Raw genomic sequence first — 18,146 nt, forward strand, 5'->3', positions numbered from 1 at the left:
AAAATGGGCAGATTGTACACCTGCCCCCGGCGCTGGTCTTATTTCAGGCCGCGCCAGCCGATGTCGCGGCGGTATTGCGCGCCGTTGAAATGGATCTTCTCCACCGTCTCGTAGGCCTGCTTCTGCGCCATCTTGACGCTGTCGCCCAGGCCGACCACGCACAGTACGCGTCCGCCGCTGGTCTGCAGGCTGCCGGCCACCAGTTGGGTGCCGGCATGGAAGGTGACGCATTCCGGGGTTTCGGCCGGGATGCCGTCGATGACGTCGCCCTTGCGCGGGCTGTCCGGATAGCCCGCGGCGGCCATCACGACGCCCACCGCGGTGCGGCGGTCCCATTCCAGCTCGACCGCATCCAGGCTGCCGTTGCAGGCGTGGTCCAGCACGGTGGCGAAATCGCTCTTCAGGCGCGCCATGATCGGCTGCGTTTCCGGGTCGCCCATGCGGCAGTTGAATTCCAGTGTGCGCGGGTTGCCTTCGGCGTCGATCATCAGGCCGGCGTACAGGAAGCCGGTGAAGACGATGCCGTCCTTGGCCATGCCCTGGATGGTCGGGTTGATGATCTCGCGCATCACGCGCGCGTGCATCGACGGGGTCACGATCGGGGCAGGGGAATAGGCGCCCATGCCGCCGGTGTTCGGGCCTTCGTCCGCGTCCTTCAGGCGCTTGTGGTCCTGGCTGGTTGCCAGCGGCAGCACGTTCTTGCCGTCGCACATGACGATGAAGCTGGCTTCCTCGCCGGCCAGAAATTCCTCGATCACGATGCGGGCGCCGGCGTCGCCGAAGGCGTTATCGGACAGCATGTGGTCGACCGCGGCGTGCGCTTCGTCCAGGCTCATCGCCACCACCACGCCCTTGCCGGCCGCCAGGCCGTCGGCCTTGATGACGATCGGGGCGCCGTTGGCGTCGACGTAGGCGTGCGCCTGGGCCGCATCCGAGAAGCTCTGGTATTTCGCGGTCGGGATGCCGTGGCGCTGCATGAAGGCCTTGGCGAAGTCCTTCGAGCTTTCCAGCTGCGCCGCTTCTTTCGTCGGTCCGAAGATCTTCAGGCCGCGGGTGCGGAACAGGTTGACGATGCCGGCGGCCAGCGGCGCTTCCGGACCGACCAGGGTCAGGGCGATGCCTTCGGCCACGACGAAGTCGGCCAGGGCCGCAGGATCGGTGATCTCGACGGTCACCAGGCGAGCGTCGAGGGCAGTGCCGCCGTTGCCCGGGGCGACGAAGACGGTCTGGACACGCTCCGATTGGGCCAGTTTCCAGGACAGGGCGTGTTCACGGCCGCCAGAGCCGACTACGAGGATTTTCATACGGGCGCGTTCCTACTTGGTTGCTACGGGGGATCCGGCTGGCGCGCCAGCCGGTTTTCGACAGTTTGACGGCTGCTGCTTACTCGTCGATGACAGCGTTGGTGTAGACATCCTGGACGTCGTCCAGGTTTTCCAGCGCGTCGAGGATTTTCTGCATCTTGACGGCGTCTTCGCCGGTCAGCACGGTCTCGTTGTCCGGCTTCATGATGACTTCCGAGACCTCGGCCTTGAAGCCGGCCTTTTCCAGCGCTTCCTTCACGCCGGCATAGGCGAACGGGTCGCACAGCACTTCGAAGCCGCCTTCCTCGTCCTGCATCACGTCGTCGGCGCCGGCTTCGAGTGCGGCTTCCATCAGCTTGTCCTCGTCCACGCCCGGCGCGAACTGGAACTGGCCGACGTGCTTGAACATGAAGGCCACCGAACCCTCGGTGCCCATGTTGCCGCCGTACTTGTTGAAGGCGTGGCGCACTTCGGCCACGGTACGCACGCGGTTGTCGGTCAGGCAGTCGACGATGATCGCGGCGCCGCCGATGCCGTAGCCTTCGTAGCGGATCTCTTCGTAGTTGACGCCTTCGAGTTCGCCGGCGCCGCGCTGGATCGCGCGGGTGACGTTATCCTTCGGCATGTTGGCGTCGGCCGCCTTCTCGACCGCCAGGCGCAGGCGCGGATTCGAGTTGACGTCGCTGCCGCCCATGCGCGCGGCCACGGTGATCTCCTTGATCAGGCGCGTCCAGATCTTGCCGCGCTTGGCGTCGGTAGCGGCTTTCTTATGCTTGATGTTGGCCCATTTGCTGTGTCCAGCCATTTCCAAAGTTCCTTAGACGGTAAGGGAACCTGCGGGGTTCCTGTATGCAAGAGTGGCCGACATTTTAGCATAGGCCCCCCCTGCAAAATCGCCCAGGCTGGTGAGCAAACTGTCATGGAAACAACAACCAGGTGCCGCCGGCCACCATCGCCGCCCCGGCCACGCAGCCGGCCAGCGGGCCTTCCTCGAGCCGCAGTTCGGCCAGCACCAGCAATCCCGCCGCCGCGACCAGGGCGGGATTGCCCGGACCGCCGCCCAGCAGCAGCAGGACCAGCAGCCAGCAGCAGCCGAGGCAGGTGCGCCCGTGTTCCGCGCCCTGCCACAACGCGCCCAGCGCGCCGCCGCGCCAGTCGACCAGCACGCCCGCCAGTGGCACCCGGCAGTGCTGCAGGCAGGCGTGCTTGGCGGGGGTCCACTGCCAGGCCCCGGCGGCGACCAGCGCAAGGCCCAGAGCCGGCTGGGGCGTTCCCAAGCTGGCGTCGAGCCAGCCGGCGTCGTGCAGGGCCCAGTGCAGCAGGGTGAGCAGCGCCGCGAAACCGGTCCAGGCCAGCAGGCAGCCGGTGGCGAACAGGGCGGTTGCCAGGCGCGGCCAGCGCACGCCTGCGCGGCGGCGCGCGACGCGCAGGTAGACGAACAGCGCGCCCGCTGCGGCCGGCAGCATCAGGGCCACGCACAGGCCGGTCCACATCGCGAACAGCAGCATCAGTTCGGCGGCGCGCAGCGGCGCCGGCGGGGGCAGGGCAGGGGCGCCGGCCAGGGAAAGGGGCAGGGGCAAGGCCCCGCCCTGGAAGACGAACGGGGCGAGGCTGGCGCAGGCGAGCAGGACCATCCAGGCCAGGCCGAGCGCAACCGGGCGCCCGAGGCGTTCGTCGATGCCGGACAGGCTCATTGGTGGCTCCCGCGCTGGGCAGGCAAGGCGGCTGCGTGCACGAAGCTTGCGTCCGGTCGGTGCCGGTCCCGGCGATGGTTTGACGAGTTCGTCATGCGGTCTCCCCTCGATATGGTTGATGTGCGCTGTTCGACAGCGCCGCAGCGGCCGCGTTCTTGGGCGCCGTCCACCCCGCCTCCAGCGAACCCGGCCGAAGCCCCGTACAATCGTCGGATGAACGAAAGCGTCCCCGCCAACCCTGCTGCTCCTTTACCACGCGCCGCCCTCGTCGCCGGCCTGTCGATCGCCGTCGCAGGCGCCGTCCTGTTTTCCACGAAGGCCATCGTGGCCAAACTGCTGTATCGCTACCACATCGATGCAGTCACTTTGATCGCGTTCAGAATGCTGTTTTCGCTTCCGGTGTTCGCCGCCGTTGCGCTCTGGAAGATGCGGACCCAGCCGCCACTGTCGAAGCAGGATCGCTGGCGCATCGTCGTGCTGGGACTGCTCGGCTACTACCTGTCGAGCTACCTCGACTTCCTCGGCCTGCAGCACATCTCGGTGGGGCTCGAGCGCCTGATCCTGTTCCTGACCCCGACCTTCGTACTGCTGGCGAACGTGATGATCTTCAAGCGGCGCGTCAAGGGAGCGGAATGGGCGGCGCTGGGGCTGGCCTATTGCGGCATCGTGCTGGTGTTCGTGCACGACCTTGCCGGCGGTTCGGGCAGCACCATCCTTGGTTCGCTGCTGGTGCTGGGCTCGGCGATCTCGTATGCCGTCTACCTGCTCGGCACCGGCGAGATGGTCAGGCGTATCGGCTCGCTGCGCCTGGTAGCCTACGCGATGTGCGTGTCGAGTGCGGCCTGCATCGCCCAGTTCTTCCTGCTGCGCCCGGCGAGCATGCTGGTGCAGCCGGCGGAGGTTTACTGGCTCTCGCTGGTGAATGGGGTATTCTGTACGATCTTCCCCGTGTTCATGACCATGGCCGCGGTCCAGCGCATCGGCGCCGCGACCGCCTCGCAGGCCGGGATGATCGGTCCGGTATCGACGCTGTTCCTCGGCGCGCTGATCCTCGGCGAGCCGGTAACCGGCGTGCAGCTGGCCGGCACCGGTCTCGTGCTGGTGGGGATCTATTCTCTCTCGCTGAAAAAATGACGACAATGACCAAGCCATCGCAGTTGAAGCCACGCATTGCACTGATCGCGCACGACAGGAAGAAGGACGACATGATCACCCTGGCCAGGGAGTACCTTGACTTCCTCAAGGGCTGCACGCTCTCGGCCACCGGCACCACCGGCGGGCGCCTGGCCAACGAGCTCGGACTCACGGTCGAGCGCAAGCATTCGGGACCGGTCGGCGGCGACCTGCAGATCGGCGCCCAGCTGGTGCAGGGCGAGATCGACTGCGTGATCTTCCTGCGCGACCCGATGACGCCGCAGCCGCACGAACCCGACATCAACGCCCTGGTACGCGCCTGCGACGTGCACGACATCGCCTGCGCCACCAACGTCTCGACGGCGCGCCTGGTGCTGTCGCAACTGATGCGCGCCCGCGCCTAGCGAACCGCACTTGGAGAATCCCATGCCGGTCAAAGCCATCCGCATCGCCACCCTGGGTGGCCCCGAAGTGCTCGAATACGTGGACGTCGAAGTCGGCGATCCCGGCCCGGGCGAGGCGCGCGTGCGCCACCATGCCATCGGCCTGAACTACATCGATACCTATTACCGCAGCGGCCTGTACAAGCTGGCCCTGCCGTCCGGCCTGGGCCAGGAAGGCGCCGGCGTGGTTGAAGCGGTGGGCGAGGGCGTCACCCACGTTCGGCCGGGCGACCGTGTCGCCTATGCCGGCGGCCCGGCGGGCGCCTACAGCGAGGCGCGCGTCATGCCGGCCAACATGCTGGTGCGCCTGCCGGATGCGATTTCCTTCGAGACTGGCGCCGCCATGATGCTGCAGGGCCTGACGGTGCAATACCTGTTCCGCCAGACCTACCAGCTGCAGCCCGGCCAGACCATCCTGTTCCATGCGGCGGCGGGCGGCGTCGGGCTGATCGCCTGCCAGTGGGCGAAGTCGCTCGGCGTGCACCTGATCGGCACCGTCGGCTCCGAGGAAAAGGCGGAACTGGCGCGCGCCCACGGGGCGGCCCACGTCATCAACTACAACACCGAGGACGTGGTGCAGCGCGTGCTGGAGATTACCCAGGGCGCCAGGGTGCCGGTGGTCTACGACTCGGTCGGCAAGGACACCTTCATCCGTTCGCTCGACTGCCTGCAGCCGCGCGGCCTGATGGTCAGCTTCGGCAATGCGTCCGGCGCGGTGCCGCCCTTCGCGCTTTCCGAACTGGCCTCGCGCGGCTCGCTCTACATCACGCGTCCCACGCTGTTTGCCTATGCCGCCACCCGGCCTGCGCTCGAGGCGATGGCGGCCGAATTGTTCGAGATGGTGGAAAGCGGGAAGATCAGAATCGAGGTCAAGCAGCGCTTCAAGCTGGCGGATGCAGCCGAGGCGCACCGGGCGCTGGAAGGGCGCCGCACGACCGGCTCGACGGTGCTGCTGCCATGAGGGAGTCGGACAAGGAAGAAAGCGGCGCGCCGAAGTTCGGGCGCCTCTTGATCGTGCTGGCGTTCGCGCTGGTGCTGGTCGTGGCGCTCACCTTCGGCTCGGAAGCCTACTTCAGCTGACCGGCTGCTTGCGGCGGCGCGCGGCGCTCAAGCCCAACAGGCCGAGGCCCAGGAGCCCGAGCGACGCCGGTTCGGGCACCGGTGCCGGATCGGTCTCGGCAGCATTCGCGTTGAACTCCAGGCGCGACGAGAAATATTCGAGCGGATCGCCGACGGCCAGGTCCTGGATCTGCAGGGTCCAGGTGCCGAACATGTCGGTGCCATCGAAGGCGGACAGCTGCTTGACCGGGCGGAAGCTGCCGGCGGTCGCCACGCCGCCGACCGCCGTGGCGGCTTCGTCGTCGAAGTTGACGCTGATGCGGCCGCTGCCCGGCCGCGAGCCGGTGTAGGTGCCGGCGTTGACCAGGTTGACCACGGTACCTTTCGGGCCAATCAGGCGGAAGATCATTTCGCTGTTGAACGAGTTACCCGTGCCGATGCAGGCGCTGCCGGCCGCGCCGATGCGTGGATCGTCGCATTTGGAAAACTCGATCAGGACGTTCAGGTCCTGGATGTCGCCGTGCCGGGTAACGTCAAAGTTGCGGAGAAGAATGTTTCCATCGGCGACGCCATACGTCGAATCCGTGACGATGACGGCAGCATGGGCATGCAGGCCGAAGCAGAACAGCACAGCGGACACGGCACTGCGGATGGGGGAAAGTTTCATCGGTCTTCCTTAGCTTTGGAATAATGAATAAAAGCAATAAATATGCCAGCAGGAAAATATCAATGGCATCAATGGCTTAGTGTGGCTAAGAAATATTCATTCCCAAAAGTGTAAAGAAAACCGACATCCGGCGCCGTGTGCCCGACCGGAAAAAGGACGGGGCCTTGCGGCCCCGTCCTTGTCTGTAGCTGGCATGTCAGCCGTTTTGCTGCTTCAGTTCCACCCTGCGCGCCACGCCCGACGGCCCCGGGAAGCCTTCGAAGGCGCTCTGCACCAGGGCCGGCATCAGCGCCGGCGTCGACAGCTCGCGGCTCATGTTGTGCACGGTGACGTCGAACAGGCGCTTGCCGTCGCTGGCCGACTTGATCCCGACCTGCAGTTCGCGGCGGTAGCGGTGCTCGATCGAGACCTGGTAGGCCGGGCTCCAGAACGGATCGTAGAACGGGCTGCTGTAGAACCCGCCCCAGTACGGACGGTGCAGGCCGCGGTAGCCTAAACGCCGCGCCGGATGGTAGTAGGGGCGGTAGAACGGTGAGGCGAACGGGTGGGCGAAGGGCGTGATCGGCTCGACCACGCGCACCGGCACGTCGGTGGTGGTGAAGCGCATCGATACCGTCAGCGCCGGCTTGCCGCCTGCGGCATCGCGGAAGCCCAGGCGCGCCAGCTGGCCGCGCACCAGGTCCTGGTAGGCGCGGTATTCCAGCGTGTCGTCGGCTACCGGCGGCGCCTCGAACACATAGCTCTTGTCCTCGATCTGTGCCGGCCACTGGTGAAAGGTGGTGACATCGCTGCGGATCGTGGTGGCGCACCCGGTCAGCAGCATCGTGAGCGCCGCTCCGGCGGCGATCATCAGGCGTTTCATTGCTTTCTCCCTCGTGAATACGGACTTTTCCTATCCTCTAGATTATCTTCTGTTCAGCAACTAGGTGAATTAATTTACACGCGGTTACTGCATGCACATTCCGATACATACCGCAACGTAGCGGCCAGCCGAAAATCTTGTTGGTAAAATAAGCACTTCAGCCAGCATCCCAACCTGCCTTTTGCGGACTTCCTATGCGCACCGATACGCCCCAGACGATTTACCGGAGTGACTATACCCCGCCGAGCTACCTGGTGGAAACAGTTGAGCTTGGCTTCGACCTCGACCCCGCCCGCACCGTGGTCGCCAACCGCATGACGGTGCGCCGCAACCCCGACAGCGCCCAGCGCGAGATCGAACTCTACGGGGAGGACATCGAACTGGTGGCGCTGCGCCTGAACGGCCGGCAGCTGGAAGACCGCGACTACGCGATCAACGGCAACATGCTCACCATCCCGAACGCGCCCGAAGAAGCCACCCTCGAGATCGAGACCGTCTGCGTGCCGGAGCAGAACACCACGCTGAGCGGCCTGTACACCTCGAACGGCAACTTCTTCACCCAGTGCGAGGCCGAAGGCTTCCGCCGCATCACCTATTTCCCGGACCGCCCGGACGTGATGGCGAAGTACACGGTCATGCTGCGCGCCGACAAGGAACGCTATCCGGTGCTGCTCTCCAACGGCAACCTGCTGGAAGAAGGCGAGCTGGGCGACGGCCGCCACTACGCCAAGTGGGAAGACCCGTTCAAGAAGCCGTCCTACCTGTTCGCGCTGGTCGCCGCGCGCCTGGTCTGCCAGGAAGAGACCTTCCGCCTGGCCGACGGCCGCGACGCCCTGCTGCAGGTGTGGGTCGAAGAGGGCAACCTCGACAAGACCGACTACGCGATGCAGTCGCTCAAGCACAGCATCCGCTGGGACGAGGAGCGCTACGGGCTGGAACTCGACCTCGACCGCTTCATGATCGTCGCCACCAGCGATTTCAACATGGGCGCGATGGAGAACAAGGGCCTGAACATCTTCAACACCAAGTTCGTGCTGGCCAACCCGCGCGTGGCCACCGACAGCGACTTCCAGGGCATCGAGGCGGTGGTGGCGCACGAGTACTTCCACAACTGGACCGGCAACCGCGTCACCTGCCGCGACTGGTTCCAGCTCTCGCTCAAGGAAGGCCTGACGGTGTTCCGCGACCAGGAATTCACCGCCGACATGATCGGCACCGAGACCGGCCGCGCCGTCACCCGCATCGACCAGGTGCGCACCCTGCGCCAAGCCCAGTTCCCGGAGGACGCCGGACCGATGGCCCACCCGGTACGCCCGGACTCCTTTGTCGAGATCAACAATTTTTATACCGTTACCGTGTACGAGAAGGGCGCCGAAGTGGTGCGCATGTACCAGACCCTGCTGGGCCGCGAAGGCTTCCGCAAGGGCATGGACCTGTACTTCCAGCGTCATGACGAGCAGGCCGTCACCTGCGACGACTTCCGCAAGGCGATGGCCGACGCCAATGGCCGCGACCTGACGCAGTTCGAGCGCTGGTACGACCAGGCCGGCACCCCGGTGCTGCGCTTCGAGGCGCGCTACGACGAAGGCGCGCAGACCTACGGCATCACGCTGTTCCAGTCCTGCCCGCCGACCCCGGGCCAGCCGGAAAAGCGTCCCTTCCACATCCCGGTGGCCATCGGCCTGCTCGACCGCGAGGGCAATGACATGCCGCTGACGCTGGACGGCAAGGAGCTGGGCACCACCACCGTGCTCGAACTGACGGAAAACGAGCAGACCTTCGTGTTCACCGGTGTGAAAGAGCAGCCGACCCCTTCGGTCCTGCGCGACTTCTCGGCGCCGGTGATCCTGCAGCACGGCTACAGCGACAGCGAGCTGCTGCACCTGTTCAGCCACGACAGCGATCCGGTCAACCGCTGGGAAGCCGGACAGCGCCTGGCGATGGGCCGCCTGCTCAAGCTCACCGGCGAGGCGCCGGTGTCCAGCCGCCTGAGCCTGGACGACACCTTCATCGAGGCGATGCGCAAGATGCTGACCGACGAGTCGCTCGACCCGGCCTTCCGCGAACAGGCGTTGCTGCTGCCGACCGAAACCATGATCGCCGAACAGCTCGACACCGTCGATCCGCTGGCCGTGCACATGGCGCGCCAGTTCATGCGCGCCAACATCGGCGCGCGCCTGCGGGGCGAACTGCTGGCCCAGTACGAGGCCAACCAGACCCCTGGCCCCTACAGCCCGGATGCGCAGTCCGCCGGCAAGCGCGCCCTCAAGAACCTGGCGCTGTCCTACCTGAACGCGGCGCCGGACGACGAGACCATCGCGCTGGCGCTGCGCCAGTGCCAGGGCGCCGACAACATGACCGACCGGGCCGCCGCCCTCAGCGCCCTGATCCATGCCCGGGCGCCGCAAGCGGAAGCCGAGCTGGCACGCTTCTACGACGAGTTCCAGGGCGAGGCCCTGGTGGTCGACAAGTGGTTCGCCATGCAGGCCGCGGCGCCGACCACCGACATCGCCAAGGTGCGCGAGCTGATGCGCCATCCGGCCTTCAACCTGCGCAACCCGAACCGCGCGCGCAGCCTGGTCGCGACCTATTGCATGAACAACCCGGTCGAGTTCCACGCCCCGAACGGCAGCGGCTACCTGTTCTGGGCCGAGCACGTGACCCTGCTCGACGCCCTCAACCCCCAGGTCGCCGCCCGCCTGGCGCGCGCCATGGACCGCTGGCGCCGCTATACGCCGGAACTGCAGCAGCACATGAAGACGGCGCTGCAGCAGGTAGCGGGGCAGCAGCGGCTGTCGAACGACGTGCGCGAGATCGTCACCAAGGCACTTGCCAATTAAAAGAATTTAAACCAAACCAAAGGAAGTCCATGAAACGCGTAAGTCTGACGCAGTACCTGGTCGAGGAGCAGCGCCTCCACCAGAACATCAATGCCGAACTGCGCCTCCTGATCGAGGTCGTGGCGCGCGCCTGCAAGCGCATCAGCTATTCGGTCAGCAAGGGTGCGCTCGGCGAGGTGCTGGGCAGCGCCGACACCGAGAACATCCAGGGCGAAGTGCAGAAGAAGCTCGACGTGATCTCGAACGAGATCCTGCTCGAGGCGAACGAGTGGGGCGGCCACCTGGCCGCGATGGCCTCGGAAGAGATGGAAACCATCCGCCTGATCCCGAGCCGCTACCCGAAGGGCGAGTTCCTGCTGCTGTTCGACCCGCTGGACGGCTCGTCCAACATCGACGTCAACGTCTCGATCGGCACCATCTTCTCGGTGCTGAAGGCGCCGGAAGGCATGACGGAACCGACCGAGCAGGACTTCCTGCAGCCGGGCGCCCAGCAGGTCGCGGCCGGCTACGCCGTCTACGGCCCGCAGACCATGCTGGTGCTCACCACGGGCAACGGCGTGCAGTGCTTCACCCTGGACCGCGAAATGGGTTCCTGGGTGCTGACCCAGAGCGACATGCAGATCCCGGAAACTACCAAGGAGTTCGCGATCAACATGTCGAACAAGCGCCACTGGCATGCGCCGGTGCAGCGCTACGTGGACGAAATGCTCGCGGGCTCCACCGGCGCGCGCGGCAAGGACTTCAACATGCGCTGGATCGCCTCGATGGTGGCCGACGTGCACCGCATCCTGAACCGCGGCGGCATCTTCATGTACCCGGCCGACATGCGCGATCCCTCCTCGCCCGGCAAGCTGCGCCTGATGTACGAGGCCAACCCGATGGCCATGATCGTCGAGCAGGCCGGCGGCGCGGCCACCGACGGCAAGCAGCGCATCATGGACATTCAGCCGACCAAGCTGCACCAGCGCGTGCCGGTGTTCCTCGGTTCGAAGAGTGAGGTCGAACTGGTCACCCGTTATCACGCGGAGTGATTTTTTGGCAATAACTGTCTGAAATTGCCGAGCCGGACTAGCAAGTTGCCGGAGTTGTTTGCTAGAATACGGCTCTTCGTCGGGATTGCCCGCGTAGAGCCGCTGTAGCTCAGTCGGTAGAGCAGCGCATTCGTAATGCGAAGGTCACCAGTTCGATTCCGGTCAGCGGCACCAGGACATGAAAGGGCCACCCAACAGGGTGGCCCTTTTGCTTTGGCGTCTCGCATATCCCATCCAGGCGAAGCCTGCATCCAGGCTCCGTCCGGCTTGCGGATCAGGGTGACACGCGTGCAGGGGCGCCGATCGGCGGCGCCGTGCTGCGCACGCCCGGCGGCTGGGCCCCGATCAAGGGTGCGAACAGGCGCGGGCAGATGCGCATGAACGTGTGGTAGGCCAGGCTCAGGATGGCGACGATCAGCACGGGTGTCGCAATCCAGTAGAGTGGGTAAGGTATGTCGTGACCGAGCTTCTGGTACGCCACCGACGACACCAGCAGCAAAGGCGCATGGGCCAGGAAGATGAAAAAGCTGGCTTTGCTTTGGGACTGCAGCCAGCGGCCCGGCCGGGTATCGTGCAGCAGCGCAGCCGCGGACCAGATGAGGAAAGGGGCGACGAAGCGGAAATAGGTGGTGTTACCGACCTGGAAGTGAACCACGCACGCGCACAGGACAACGAGCAGTCCCAGGCAGGGAAGGGCGTAGCGGTCCAGGGCCAGCAGGTTCCAGTTGCGTGTCGCCGCCATGCCGCCGAGGTAGAACATGATCGGCATGACCTCGCGCAGGATCAGCGTTCCGTCCAGATTATTGAAAAAGATGAGAAACACCGCCGCGAATCCGGGCCAGGCCCAGTTGCGCAGGATGAAACCCAGCAGAGGCGCGCATACCATCAGGACAATCAGGTCGCGCAGGAAGTTAAGCGGGTAGTTGATCGGCGATGCGGAAATTCCGAAGGCGGCATCAAGCCAGGTTCGCGTATCGAAAGGAAGGAGCTGATAGCTCATGCGAAGACCAAGCAGATGCTGGGCTGCAAGGGCGCCAGCCAGCACGAGCAGGTTGAACACGAAGAAGGGCAGGACGATCGTGCGTGCCTTCTTGTTGAACAATCGCCTCCAGTCCTGGTCAAGTCCGGAGCGGAACAGGAGATAGCCGGAAATGAGCGTCAGGACTGGTACCGTGGCCCGAAATGCGGCGTTCTGGAAAAATGCCTTGATGAAGTCGAAGATTCCCGGACCGATCTCGGTGATGGGCACGTAAGGTGGGGTATGCAGGATAACTACGCCGACGATCATGAGATACCTGAGCATGGCAATGCGATCAGATACGAGTTTTTGTGCCGTCATCAGACCTTCAATCTAGTTTGTAAAATGTAAATACTAAAAGTTTACCAGTTTACTTTTAGGAAAGTCGCGCGATTGAACGGCCGCGTCACGGATCAGACGGCTGCCTCCTGCAGCCCGCGCACCAGGCTCGACACGCTCGGGTTGTCGACAAAAATGCAGCGCTTGCCCGTGCGCTTGCAATGGTCCTTCACCCGCCAGTAGGCATGGTGGCTGATGCAGCCGGTCTGGCAGATCACCAGGTCGGCCGCCGCCAGGCTGGCATCGAGCTGGCCGGCGCTGTCTTCCAGGCCGCCGTCATGGTGCGCGAACTGGGCGCCGACGCGCTCGATCACGTTGCGGTAAACCGGCACGCTGCCGCTGCGCCCGCCCACGCACAGCACGCTGCGGTTCACCAGCCGCACCGGGACTTCGGTCGGCACGGCCGGCATGTCCGCAGGCGCTTCGCCCGCCGGCGCCGGTGCATCCGGGGGCGCATTGCGTGCCGCTTTCAATGCGGCCACCTGGGCCCGCAGCGCCGCTTCCCGTTCTTCCATCTGTGCCACGCGATTCGCGAGCCGCTGGCGCGTCTCCAGCTCCGGCACCTCCGCCTGCAGCCGGGCCAGTTCGGAGCGCAACTGGTGGATGTCGGTGTCCTTCGCGATCAGCGCGGCGCGCGCGGCCATCAGCTGCTGCTCGTAGCGTCCGGCCTGCGCGCTCTTCTCCTGCAACAGCGCCTGGCAGCGGCCCTGCGTCCGGGCCAGTTCGCGCACCAGGCGGGCATGCTCGGCCGCCAGGGCCTGGACCTTGTCGATGTCGGCACGGGCGCACGCGCCGGCCTGGTGCTGCACCATGTGGATGTCGCGGCACATCTGCTGTTCAAGTGCGGGCGTGCAGCGCGCATGGCTCAGGGCGGCCCAGAACGCGCCCGGCACCTTGCCGGCGTCGACCGCCTGCGCCCACAGTGCGCCCACTTCCTGCGTGGTCCTGGCCGAGCGGAAGCGGGCGACGTCGGCGGCGTAGCGCCGCTCCAGCTCCTTCTGCAGCGCTTCCGACAGCGGATTGCGCAGGGCGCACTCGCTGACCGCGCCGACGTGGATGTCGTAGTCGTCGTGCAGCAGCCGGCCGCCCGTGACCCGTTCCACCAGCTTGCGCAAGGCAGGCAGCGGCAGGGCGACACCGATCAGCGGGCAGTGGCTGGCCTGACTGAGTTCCCAGACGCGGCGGCGGCGCGATCCCCCTTGCGATGCGTCGGCGGCCTGCGGAGCGTGTTTGTCGCACATGCTTTCTCCTTTAAATGAGAATGATTATCATTCATATGATAACGTAGATGAGGTGGAAGGCAAGCGGATTCGCCTCCTCCCCGTGGATGGCACGGCTCTGTTAGGCAACGCACGGTCCCGGGAGCACGGCTGTTGTATTTTTTGTATCGCGACGCAGTGTCCGATACTGCGCGCGTTTTCGGACCGCCACAGGCGACCGCTCACGCAGCGACGAGGACGTCTGCGCTAATGGCGGAACTTTTGCGCTGGCTTCGGGTCTCGATTCACGAGAATGGGCCTGGAGCAAGAAACAAAGTTCTGTCTTGAGATAGCGCAGTCAATCGTCGTCCCTCGCGCCGTTTGAGGCGGAATCGAGGAAGAATGTGGTGATAGTCGGGTATCGGTCTAATCGCGTTGGTCTACATTTTTACGAGGGATACATCATGGATAATCAGAAATCTACCGAGGGAAAAGGCAGCGACGCAAGCCGCGAGGGTGCAGGTTCGAGCATTGGTAAAAGCCAGACTTCCGGCCTGAACCAGGGTAGCAGCGCTTCGGGCAGCAGCCAGAGCGGTTCGTCGGGCAGCCTCGGCAGCGCCAACGCCTCGCCAAGCAGCGCCAAGCCGGCTACCGGCAGCAGCAGCGGCGCCGTCGGCGGCACCAGCAACGCGGGCAGCATGCAGAGCGGCTCGCAGAGCTCGGGCAACCTGGGCAGCTCGAGCTCCAGCTCCAGCAGCCAGCAGAGCGGCTCGTCGGGTTCCAGCGCAGCCGGCAGCAGCGGCAGCCTGGGCAGCTCGACCGGCGGCAACAGCGCCCTGGGCTCGAGCGGCAGCACCTCGGGCAGCACCACCGGCAGCAGCGCCAGCACCACCGCCAGCAGCAGCGGCAGCATGGGCGGCGCCAGCGCACAATCGTCGGGTTCGACCTCGGGCGGTGACCAGTCGCAGGGCGGCATCAAGGCTGCCATGTCGAACATCACCCCGGACAAGGCGCACGAGAAAATCGACCAGCTCGCACAAGGCGCGCAGCCGCTGGTCGACCGCCTGGTCAGCACCGCACACGCCGGCGTCGATCGCCTGAGCGGCATGCTGAGCGGCGCCTCGGAAAGCCTGGGCCAGCGCAAGGGCCAGCTGGGCGAGACCTACCAGAACTACTCGACCAAGAGCACCGAGTACGTCAAGACCAACCCGGGCACCGCCCTGCTGGTCGCGGCTGGCGTCGGCTTCCTGCTGGCCAAGCTGCTGAGCAGCAGCGACACCACCGAGCGTCGCGAATACCGCTACTATCGCGACTGATCGGCGCAAGCCATCAATGAAAAACCCCGGCAGGCTTCGGCTTGCCGGGGTTTTTATTTTCGTAGGGGGGAATCCCGTCTAATGGACTGGATTCCCCTCTAGGTATGGGCCTCATTTCACTGGATCCGACGCAGGCTCCTTCACCGGCGCCGCCACCTGCTTGCGGCGCATCCGTCCCATCTGGCGCTTCATGAAGTGCTCGAAGTCATCCACATAAGTGAACACCGCCGGCACCACCAGCAGGCTCAGCAAGGTCGAGGTGATCAGGCCGCCGATCACGGCGACCGCCATCGGCGAGCGGAAGCTGGGGTCGCCCGAGAGACCCAGCGCCAGCGGCATCATGCCGGCGCCCATGGCGATGGTGGTCATCACGATCGGGCGCGAACGCTTGTGGCAGGCGTCGACCAGGGCGTCGAAGCGGTTCATGCCCGCTTCGCGCGCCAGGATCGCATAGTCGACCAGCAGGATCGAGTTCTTGGTCACGATCCCCATCAGCATGATCAGGCCGATCATGGTCGGCATCGACAGCGCGTTCTGCGTAAGCAGCAGAGCCACGAAGGCGCCGCCGATCGACAGCGGCAGCGCGGCCAGGATGGTCACCGGCTGCATGAAGTCGTTAAACAGCAGCACCAGCACGCCGTAGATGCACAGCACGCCGATCAGCATCGCCACGCCGAAGCTGGCGAACAGCGCCTGCATTTCCTGGGCGTCGCCCAGTTCCGCGATCTGCACGCCCGGCGGGAGCTTCTGGAACACGGGCAGGGCGCGCGCCTCGGCATTGACCTCGCCCAGCGAGCGGCCCTGCAGCTCGACGTCGAGGGTCACGTTGCGGGTGCGGTTCAGGCGGTTGATCTCGGCCGGGCCGCTTTCCACCGTGATGGTGGCGACGTTGGCCAGCAGCACCGGTCCGCGCGCGCCGGGCACGGTCAGGCGGCCCAGCGCATCGAGGTCGGCGCGCACCGCGTCCGGCAGCTTGACGCGGATCGGCACCTGGCGCTCATCCAGGTTCATCTTGGACAGCGAGATGTCGTAGTCGCCGGCGGTGGCCACGCGCACCGTCTCGCCGATGGCGGCGGCCGTCACGCCGAGGTCGGCCGCGCGCGCGAAGTCCGGGCGCACGATGATCTCGGGCCGCACCAGCGAGGCGCTGGAACTGACGTTGCCGATGCCTTGCAGGGTGCGCAGTTCACGCTCGGCCTGGCGCGCTGTCGTGGTCAGGAGCTCCGGGTTTTCGCTGCGCAGCACCAGCTGCAGCTTGGTGCCGGTGTCGGGGGCGCCGACGTTGAAGCGCGCGCCCGGGATCTGCGACATCTTGACCCGCAGTGCGCGCTCGATCTCGGACAGTCCCACGTCGCGGTCGTGGCGGTCGACGGTGGTCACGGTCAGCACGGCGCGGCGCGCTTCCGCCGCCGCGCCCGGGGCAAAGGCGTCGCCGCTGGAACCGCCGCCGATCGAGCTGAAGATGCCCTTGACGCCCTCGACCTGCATGGCCGCCAGGCGCGCCTGCTCGGCGATGGCGTGGGTTTCGGCCAGGGTCGAACCAGGCGGCAGTTCCACCGTCACCATGGTCTGCGAGCGGTCGGCCGGCGGCACGAAGCCGGTCGGCAGCAGCGGCACCAGCGCGATCGAGCCGAAGAAGAAGACAGCGGCGCCGATCGCGGTCGCCATGCGGTGGCGCAGGCACCACTGCATGGCCGTCATGTAGCGCCGCATCAGCGGGCCGTCCTTCTCTTCGCCGTGGTGCTTGGACGGCTTGAGGATGTAGGCCGCCATCATCGGCGTGAGCAGGCGCGCCACGACCAGCGAGGCCAGGATCGCGATCACCGCGGTCCAGCCGAACTGCTTGAAGAACTTGCCCGGAATGCCGCCCATGAAGGCGGTCGGCAGGAACACCGCGACCAGGGCGAAGGTGGTGGCGATGACCGCCATGCCGATTTCGTCGGCCGCTTCCAGCGCCGCCTGCATCGGGGTTTTCCCCATGCGCAGGTGGCGCGAGATGTTCTCGATCTCGACGATCGCATCGTCCACCAGCACGCCGATGACGAGCGCCAGCGACAGCAGGGTCACCATGTTGAGCGTGTAGCCGAACAGGTATTGGCCGAGGAAGGCCGGGATGACCGACAGCGGCAGCGCGGCCGCGGCCACCAGGGTGGCGCGCCAGTCGCGCAGGAACCACCACACCACCAGCACCGCCAGCACCGCGCCTTCGTACAGCATCTCCATCGAGGCGTCGAAGTTTTCCTGCACCGGTCCCGAGTTGTCGATCACCTCACGCAGCACCACGCTCGGGTTTTCCTTCTGCAGCTGGGCCACCGCGGCGCGCGCGCCTTCGGCCACGTCCACCTCGCCCGCGCCGCGGGTGCGGAACACCTCGAAGCCGACCACCTTGCGGCCGTCCTGCTCGGCGATCGAGCGCGGCTCGGCCACGGTATCAAGGACCGTGGCGACCTGCCCGAGTTTCACGTGGCGGCCGTCCGGCAGCGGAATATCCATCTGCGCCAGTTCCTGCGCCGACTGCACGGTGGCGATGGTGCGCACCGACTGCTCGGCGCCGCTGACGTCGCCGCGTCCGCCCGGCGCTTCCCGCTGCACGTTGCGCAGCTGGCGCGAGATATCCAGCGCCGAGACCCGCAGCGCCGCCATGCGCTGGTCGTCGAGCTCGACCCGGACTTCGCGGGTCACGCCGCCCACCCGCTTGACCGCGCCCAGGCCCGGCACGCTCAGCAGGCGCTTGGCCACGTCGTTGTCGACGAACCAGCTCAGTTCCTGGTCGTCCATGGCGCTGCCGGCCGTCTTGCTCGCTTCGGCCGTGAAGGTGGCGACCACGCGGCCGGCGGTGGCCGCCTTGGTCACGCTCGGCTCGCGCATCTCGGGCGGCAGGTCGGCGCGCACCCGCGCCACCGCGTCGCGCACGTCGTTGACCGCGTCGGACAGGTCCTTCTCCAGGATGAATTCGATGGTGATGGTGGCCACGCCGTCCAGCACCTTGGTGTAGATGTTCTTGACACCCTGCAGGGTGGCGACCGAATCCTCGATCTTGCGCGCCACCTCGGTCTCGAGCTGGGCCGGCGCCGCGCCTTCCAGCGTGGCGGCGACGGTCACGATCGGCAGTTCGATGTCCGGGAAGTCCTGGATCTTGCTGGCCTTGAAGGCCAGCAGCCCCGCCACCGTGAGCAGGACGAACAGCATGATCGCCGGGATCGGGTTGCGGATCGATAAAGCGGAAAAGTTCATGAGAAT

General features: G+C 65.9%; 15 protein-coding genes and 1 tRNA gene. 8 read left to right on the forward strand and 8 right to left on the reverse strand.

From position 1 onward, the window contains the following. Window positions 1-38 precede the first annotated feature (38 nt). The 3 genes from purD to ACK6C6_RS02655 all read right to left on the reverse strand — a co-directional run bounded on the left by purD (window position 39) and on the right by ACK6C6_RS02655 (window position 2,998). The gene (gene purD / locus ACK6C6_RS02645) at window positions 39-1,304 is read right to left on the reverse strand and encodes a phosphoribosylamine--glycine ligase (protein WP_409265752.1); all 1,266 of its coding nucleotides are present in this window, start codon (window positions 1,302-1,304) and stop codon (window positions 39-41) included. A 79-nt stretch (window positions 1,305-1,383) separates the two neighbouring features. Next, a complete protein-coding gene (locus ACK6C6_RS02650; RefSeq protein ID WP_036215836.1) occupies window positions 1,384-2,109 on the reverse strand; it encodes a YebC/PmpR family DNA-binding transcriptional regulator in 726 nt (241 codons plus the stop codon). A gap of 112 nt (window positions 2,110-2,221) precedes the next feature. Continuing rightward, on the reverse strand, window positions 2,222-2,998 hold the full coding sequence (locus tag ACK6C6_RS02655) for a DUF2182 domain-containing protein (protein ID WP_409265753.1): 777 nt from the start codon (window positions 2,996-2,998) through the stop codon (window positions 2,222-2,224). Window positions 2,999-3,211: 213 nt separating this feature from the next. Here ACK6C6_RS02655 and ACK6C6_RS02660 point away from each other — a divergent pair, with 213 nt between their 5' ends. Genes ACK6C6_RS02660 through ACK6C6_RS02675 form a run of 4 tightly spaced genes read left to right on the forward strand, consistent with a single transcriptional unit; the run spans window position 3,212 to window position 5,655 of the window. Further along, window positions 3,212-4,132, forward strand: a complete 921-nt coding sequence (locus ACK6C6_RS02660) for a DMT family transporter (RefSeq protein WP_292040193.1) — start codon at window positions 3,212-3,214, stop codon at window positions 4,130-4,132. 23 nt (window positions 4,133-4,155) lie between these two features. Further along, entirely contained in the window at window positions 4,156-4,536 is a 381-nt protein-coding gene (locus tag ACK6C6_RS02665) for a methylglyoxal synthase (protein WP_409267295.1), read from the forward strand. 22 nt (window positions 4,537-4,558) lie between these two features. Continuing rightward, window positions 4,559-5,536: a quinone oxidoreductase family protein gene (locus ACK6C6_RS02670; protein WP_409265754.1), complete on the forward strand. Its 978-nt coding sequence runs from the start codon at window positions 4,559-4,561 to the stop codon at window positions 5,534-5,536. Then, window positions 5,533-5,655 carry a hypothetical protein gene (locus tag ACK6C6_RS02675; RefSeq protein WP_267872344.1) on the forward strand — a complete coding sequence of 41 codons (123 nt, stop codon included), beginning with the start codon at window positions 5,533-5,535 and terminating at the stop codon, window positions 5,653-5,655. Before ACK6C6_RS02670 ends, ACK6C6_RS02675 begins: the two co-directional genes overlap by 4 nt. Here ACK6C6_RS02675 and ACK6C6_RS02680 read toward each other — a convergent pair. Both ACK6C6_RS02680 and ACK6C6_RS02685 read right to left on the reverse strand, forming a co-directional pair. Continuing rightward, a complete protein-coding gene (locus ACK6C6_RS02680; RefSeq protein WP_409265755.1) occupies window positions 5,648-6,301 on the reverse strand; it encodes a PEP-CTERM sorting domain-containing protein in 654 nt (217 codons plus the stop codon). The two genes, ACK6C6_RS02675 and ACK6C6_RS02680, sit on opposite strands and share 8 nt — an antisense overlap. 196 nt (window positions 6,302-6,497) lie before the next feature. After that, entirely contained in the window at window positions 6,498-7,163 is a 666-nt protein-coding gene (locus ACK6C6_RS02685) for a DUF4136 domain-containing protein (protein WP_409265757.1), read from the reverse strand. Window positions 7,164-7,357: 194 nt separating this feature from the next. Here ACK6C6_RS02685 and pepN point away from each other — a divergent pair, with 194 nt between their 5' ends. The 3 genes from pepN to ACK6C6_RS02700 all read left to right on the forward strand — a co-directional run bounded on the left by pepN (window position 7,358) and on the right by ACK6C6_RS02700 (window position 11,208). Continuing rightward, window positions 7,358-10,003, forward strand: a complete 2,646-nt coding sequence (pepN, locus tag ACK6C6_RS02690; RefSeq protein WP_409265758.1) for an aminopeptidase N — start codon at window positions 7,358-7,360, stop codon at window positions 10,001-10,003. Window positions 10,004-10,032: 29 nt separating this feature from the next. Further along, on the forward strand, window positions 10,033-11,034 hold the full coding sequence (locus ACK6C6_RS02695) for a class 1 fructose-bisphosphatase (protein WP_409265759.1): 1,002 nt from the start codon (window positions 10,033-10,035) through the stop codon (window positions 11,032-11,034). Between the two features lie 98 nt (window positions 11,035-11,132). Beyond that, window positions 11,133-11,208, forward strand: a tRNA-Thr gene (locus ACK6C6_RS02700). 100 nt (window positions 11,209-11,308) lie between these two features. Here ACK6C6_RS02700 and ACK6C6_RS02705 read toward each other — a convergent pair. Both ACK6C6_RS02705 and ACK6C6_RS02710 read right to left on the reverse strand, forming a co-directional pair. Next, on the reverse strand, window positions 11,309-12,373 hold the full coding sequence (locus ACK6C6_RS02705) for an acyltransferase family protein (RefSeq protein WP_409265761.1): 1,065 nt from the start codon (window positions 12,371-12,373) through the stop codon (window positions 11,309-11,311). Between the two features lie 92 nt (window positions 12,374-12,465). After that, on the reverse strand, window positions 12,466-13,632 hold the full coding sequence (locus tag ACK6C6_RS02710; RefSeq protein WP_409265763.1) for a DUF2325 domain-containing protein: 1,167 nt from the start codon (window positions 13,630-13,632) through the stop codon (window positions 12,466-12,468). A 422-nt stretch (window positions 13,633-14,054) separates the two neighbouring features. Between ACK6C6_RS02710 and ACK6C6_RS02715 the strand changes: the two genes are divergently transcribed. Continuing rightward, complete coding sequence (locus tag ACK6C6_RS02715) at window positions 14,055-14,906, forward strand: YqjD family protein (RefSeq protein ID WP_409265764.1); 852 nt, start codon at window positions 14,055-14,057, stop codon at window positions 14,904-14,906. Window positions 14,907-15,017: 111 nt separating this feature from the next. On the opposite strand, the gene ACK6C6_RS02720 is transcribed toward ACK6C6_RS02715, so the two are convergent. Continuing rightward, window positions 15,018-18,140, reverse strand: a complete 3,123-nt coding sequence (locus ACK6C6_RS02720; RefSeq protein ID WP_409265765.1) for an efflux RND transporter permease subunit — start codon at window positions 18,138-18,140, stop codon at window positions 15,018-15,020. Between the last annotated feature and the right edge of the window lie 6 nt (window positions 18,141-18,146).

Origin of the sequence: Massilia sp. BHUDP2, assembly GCF_046236355.1 — a bacterium.
GTDB classification, from domain to species: Bacteria; Pseudomonadota; Gammaproteobacteria; order Burkholderiales; family Burkholderiaceae_D; genus Telluria; species Telluria varians.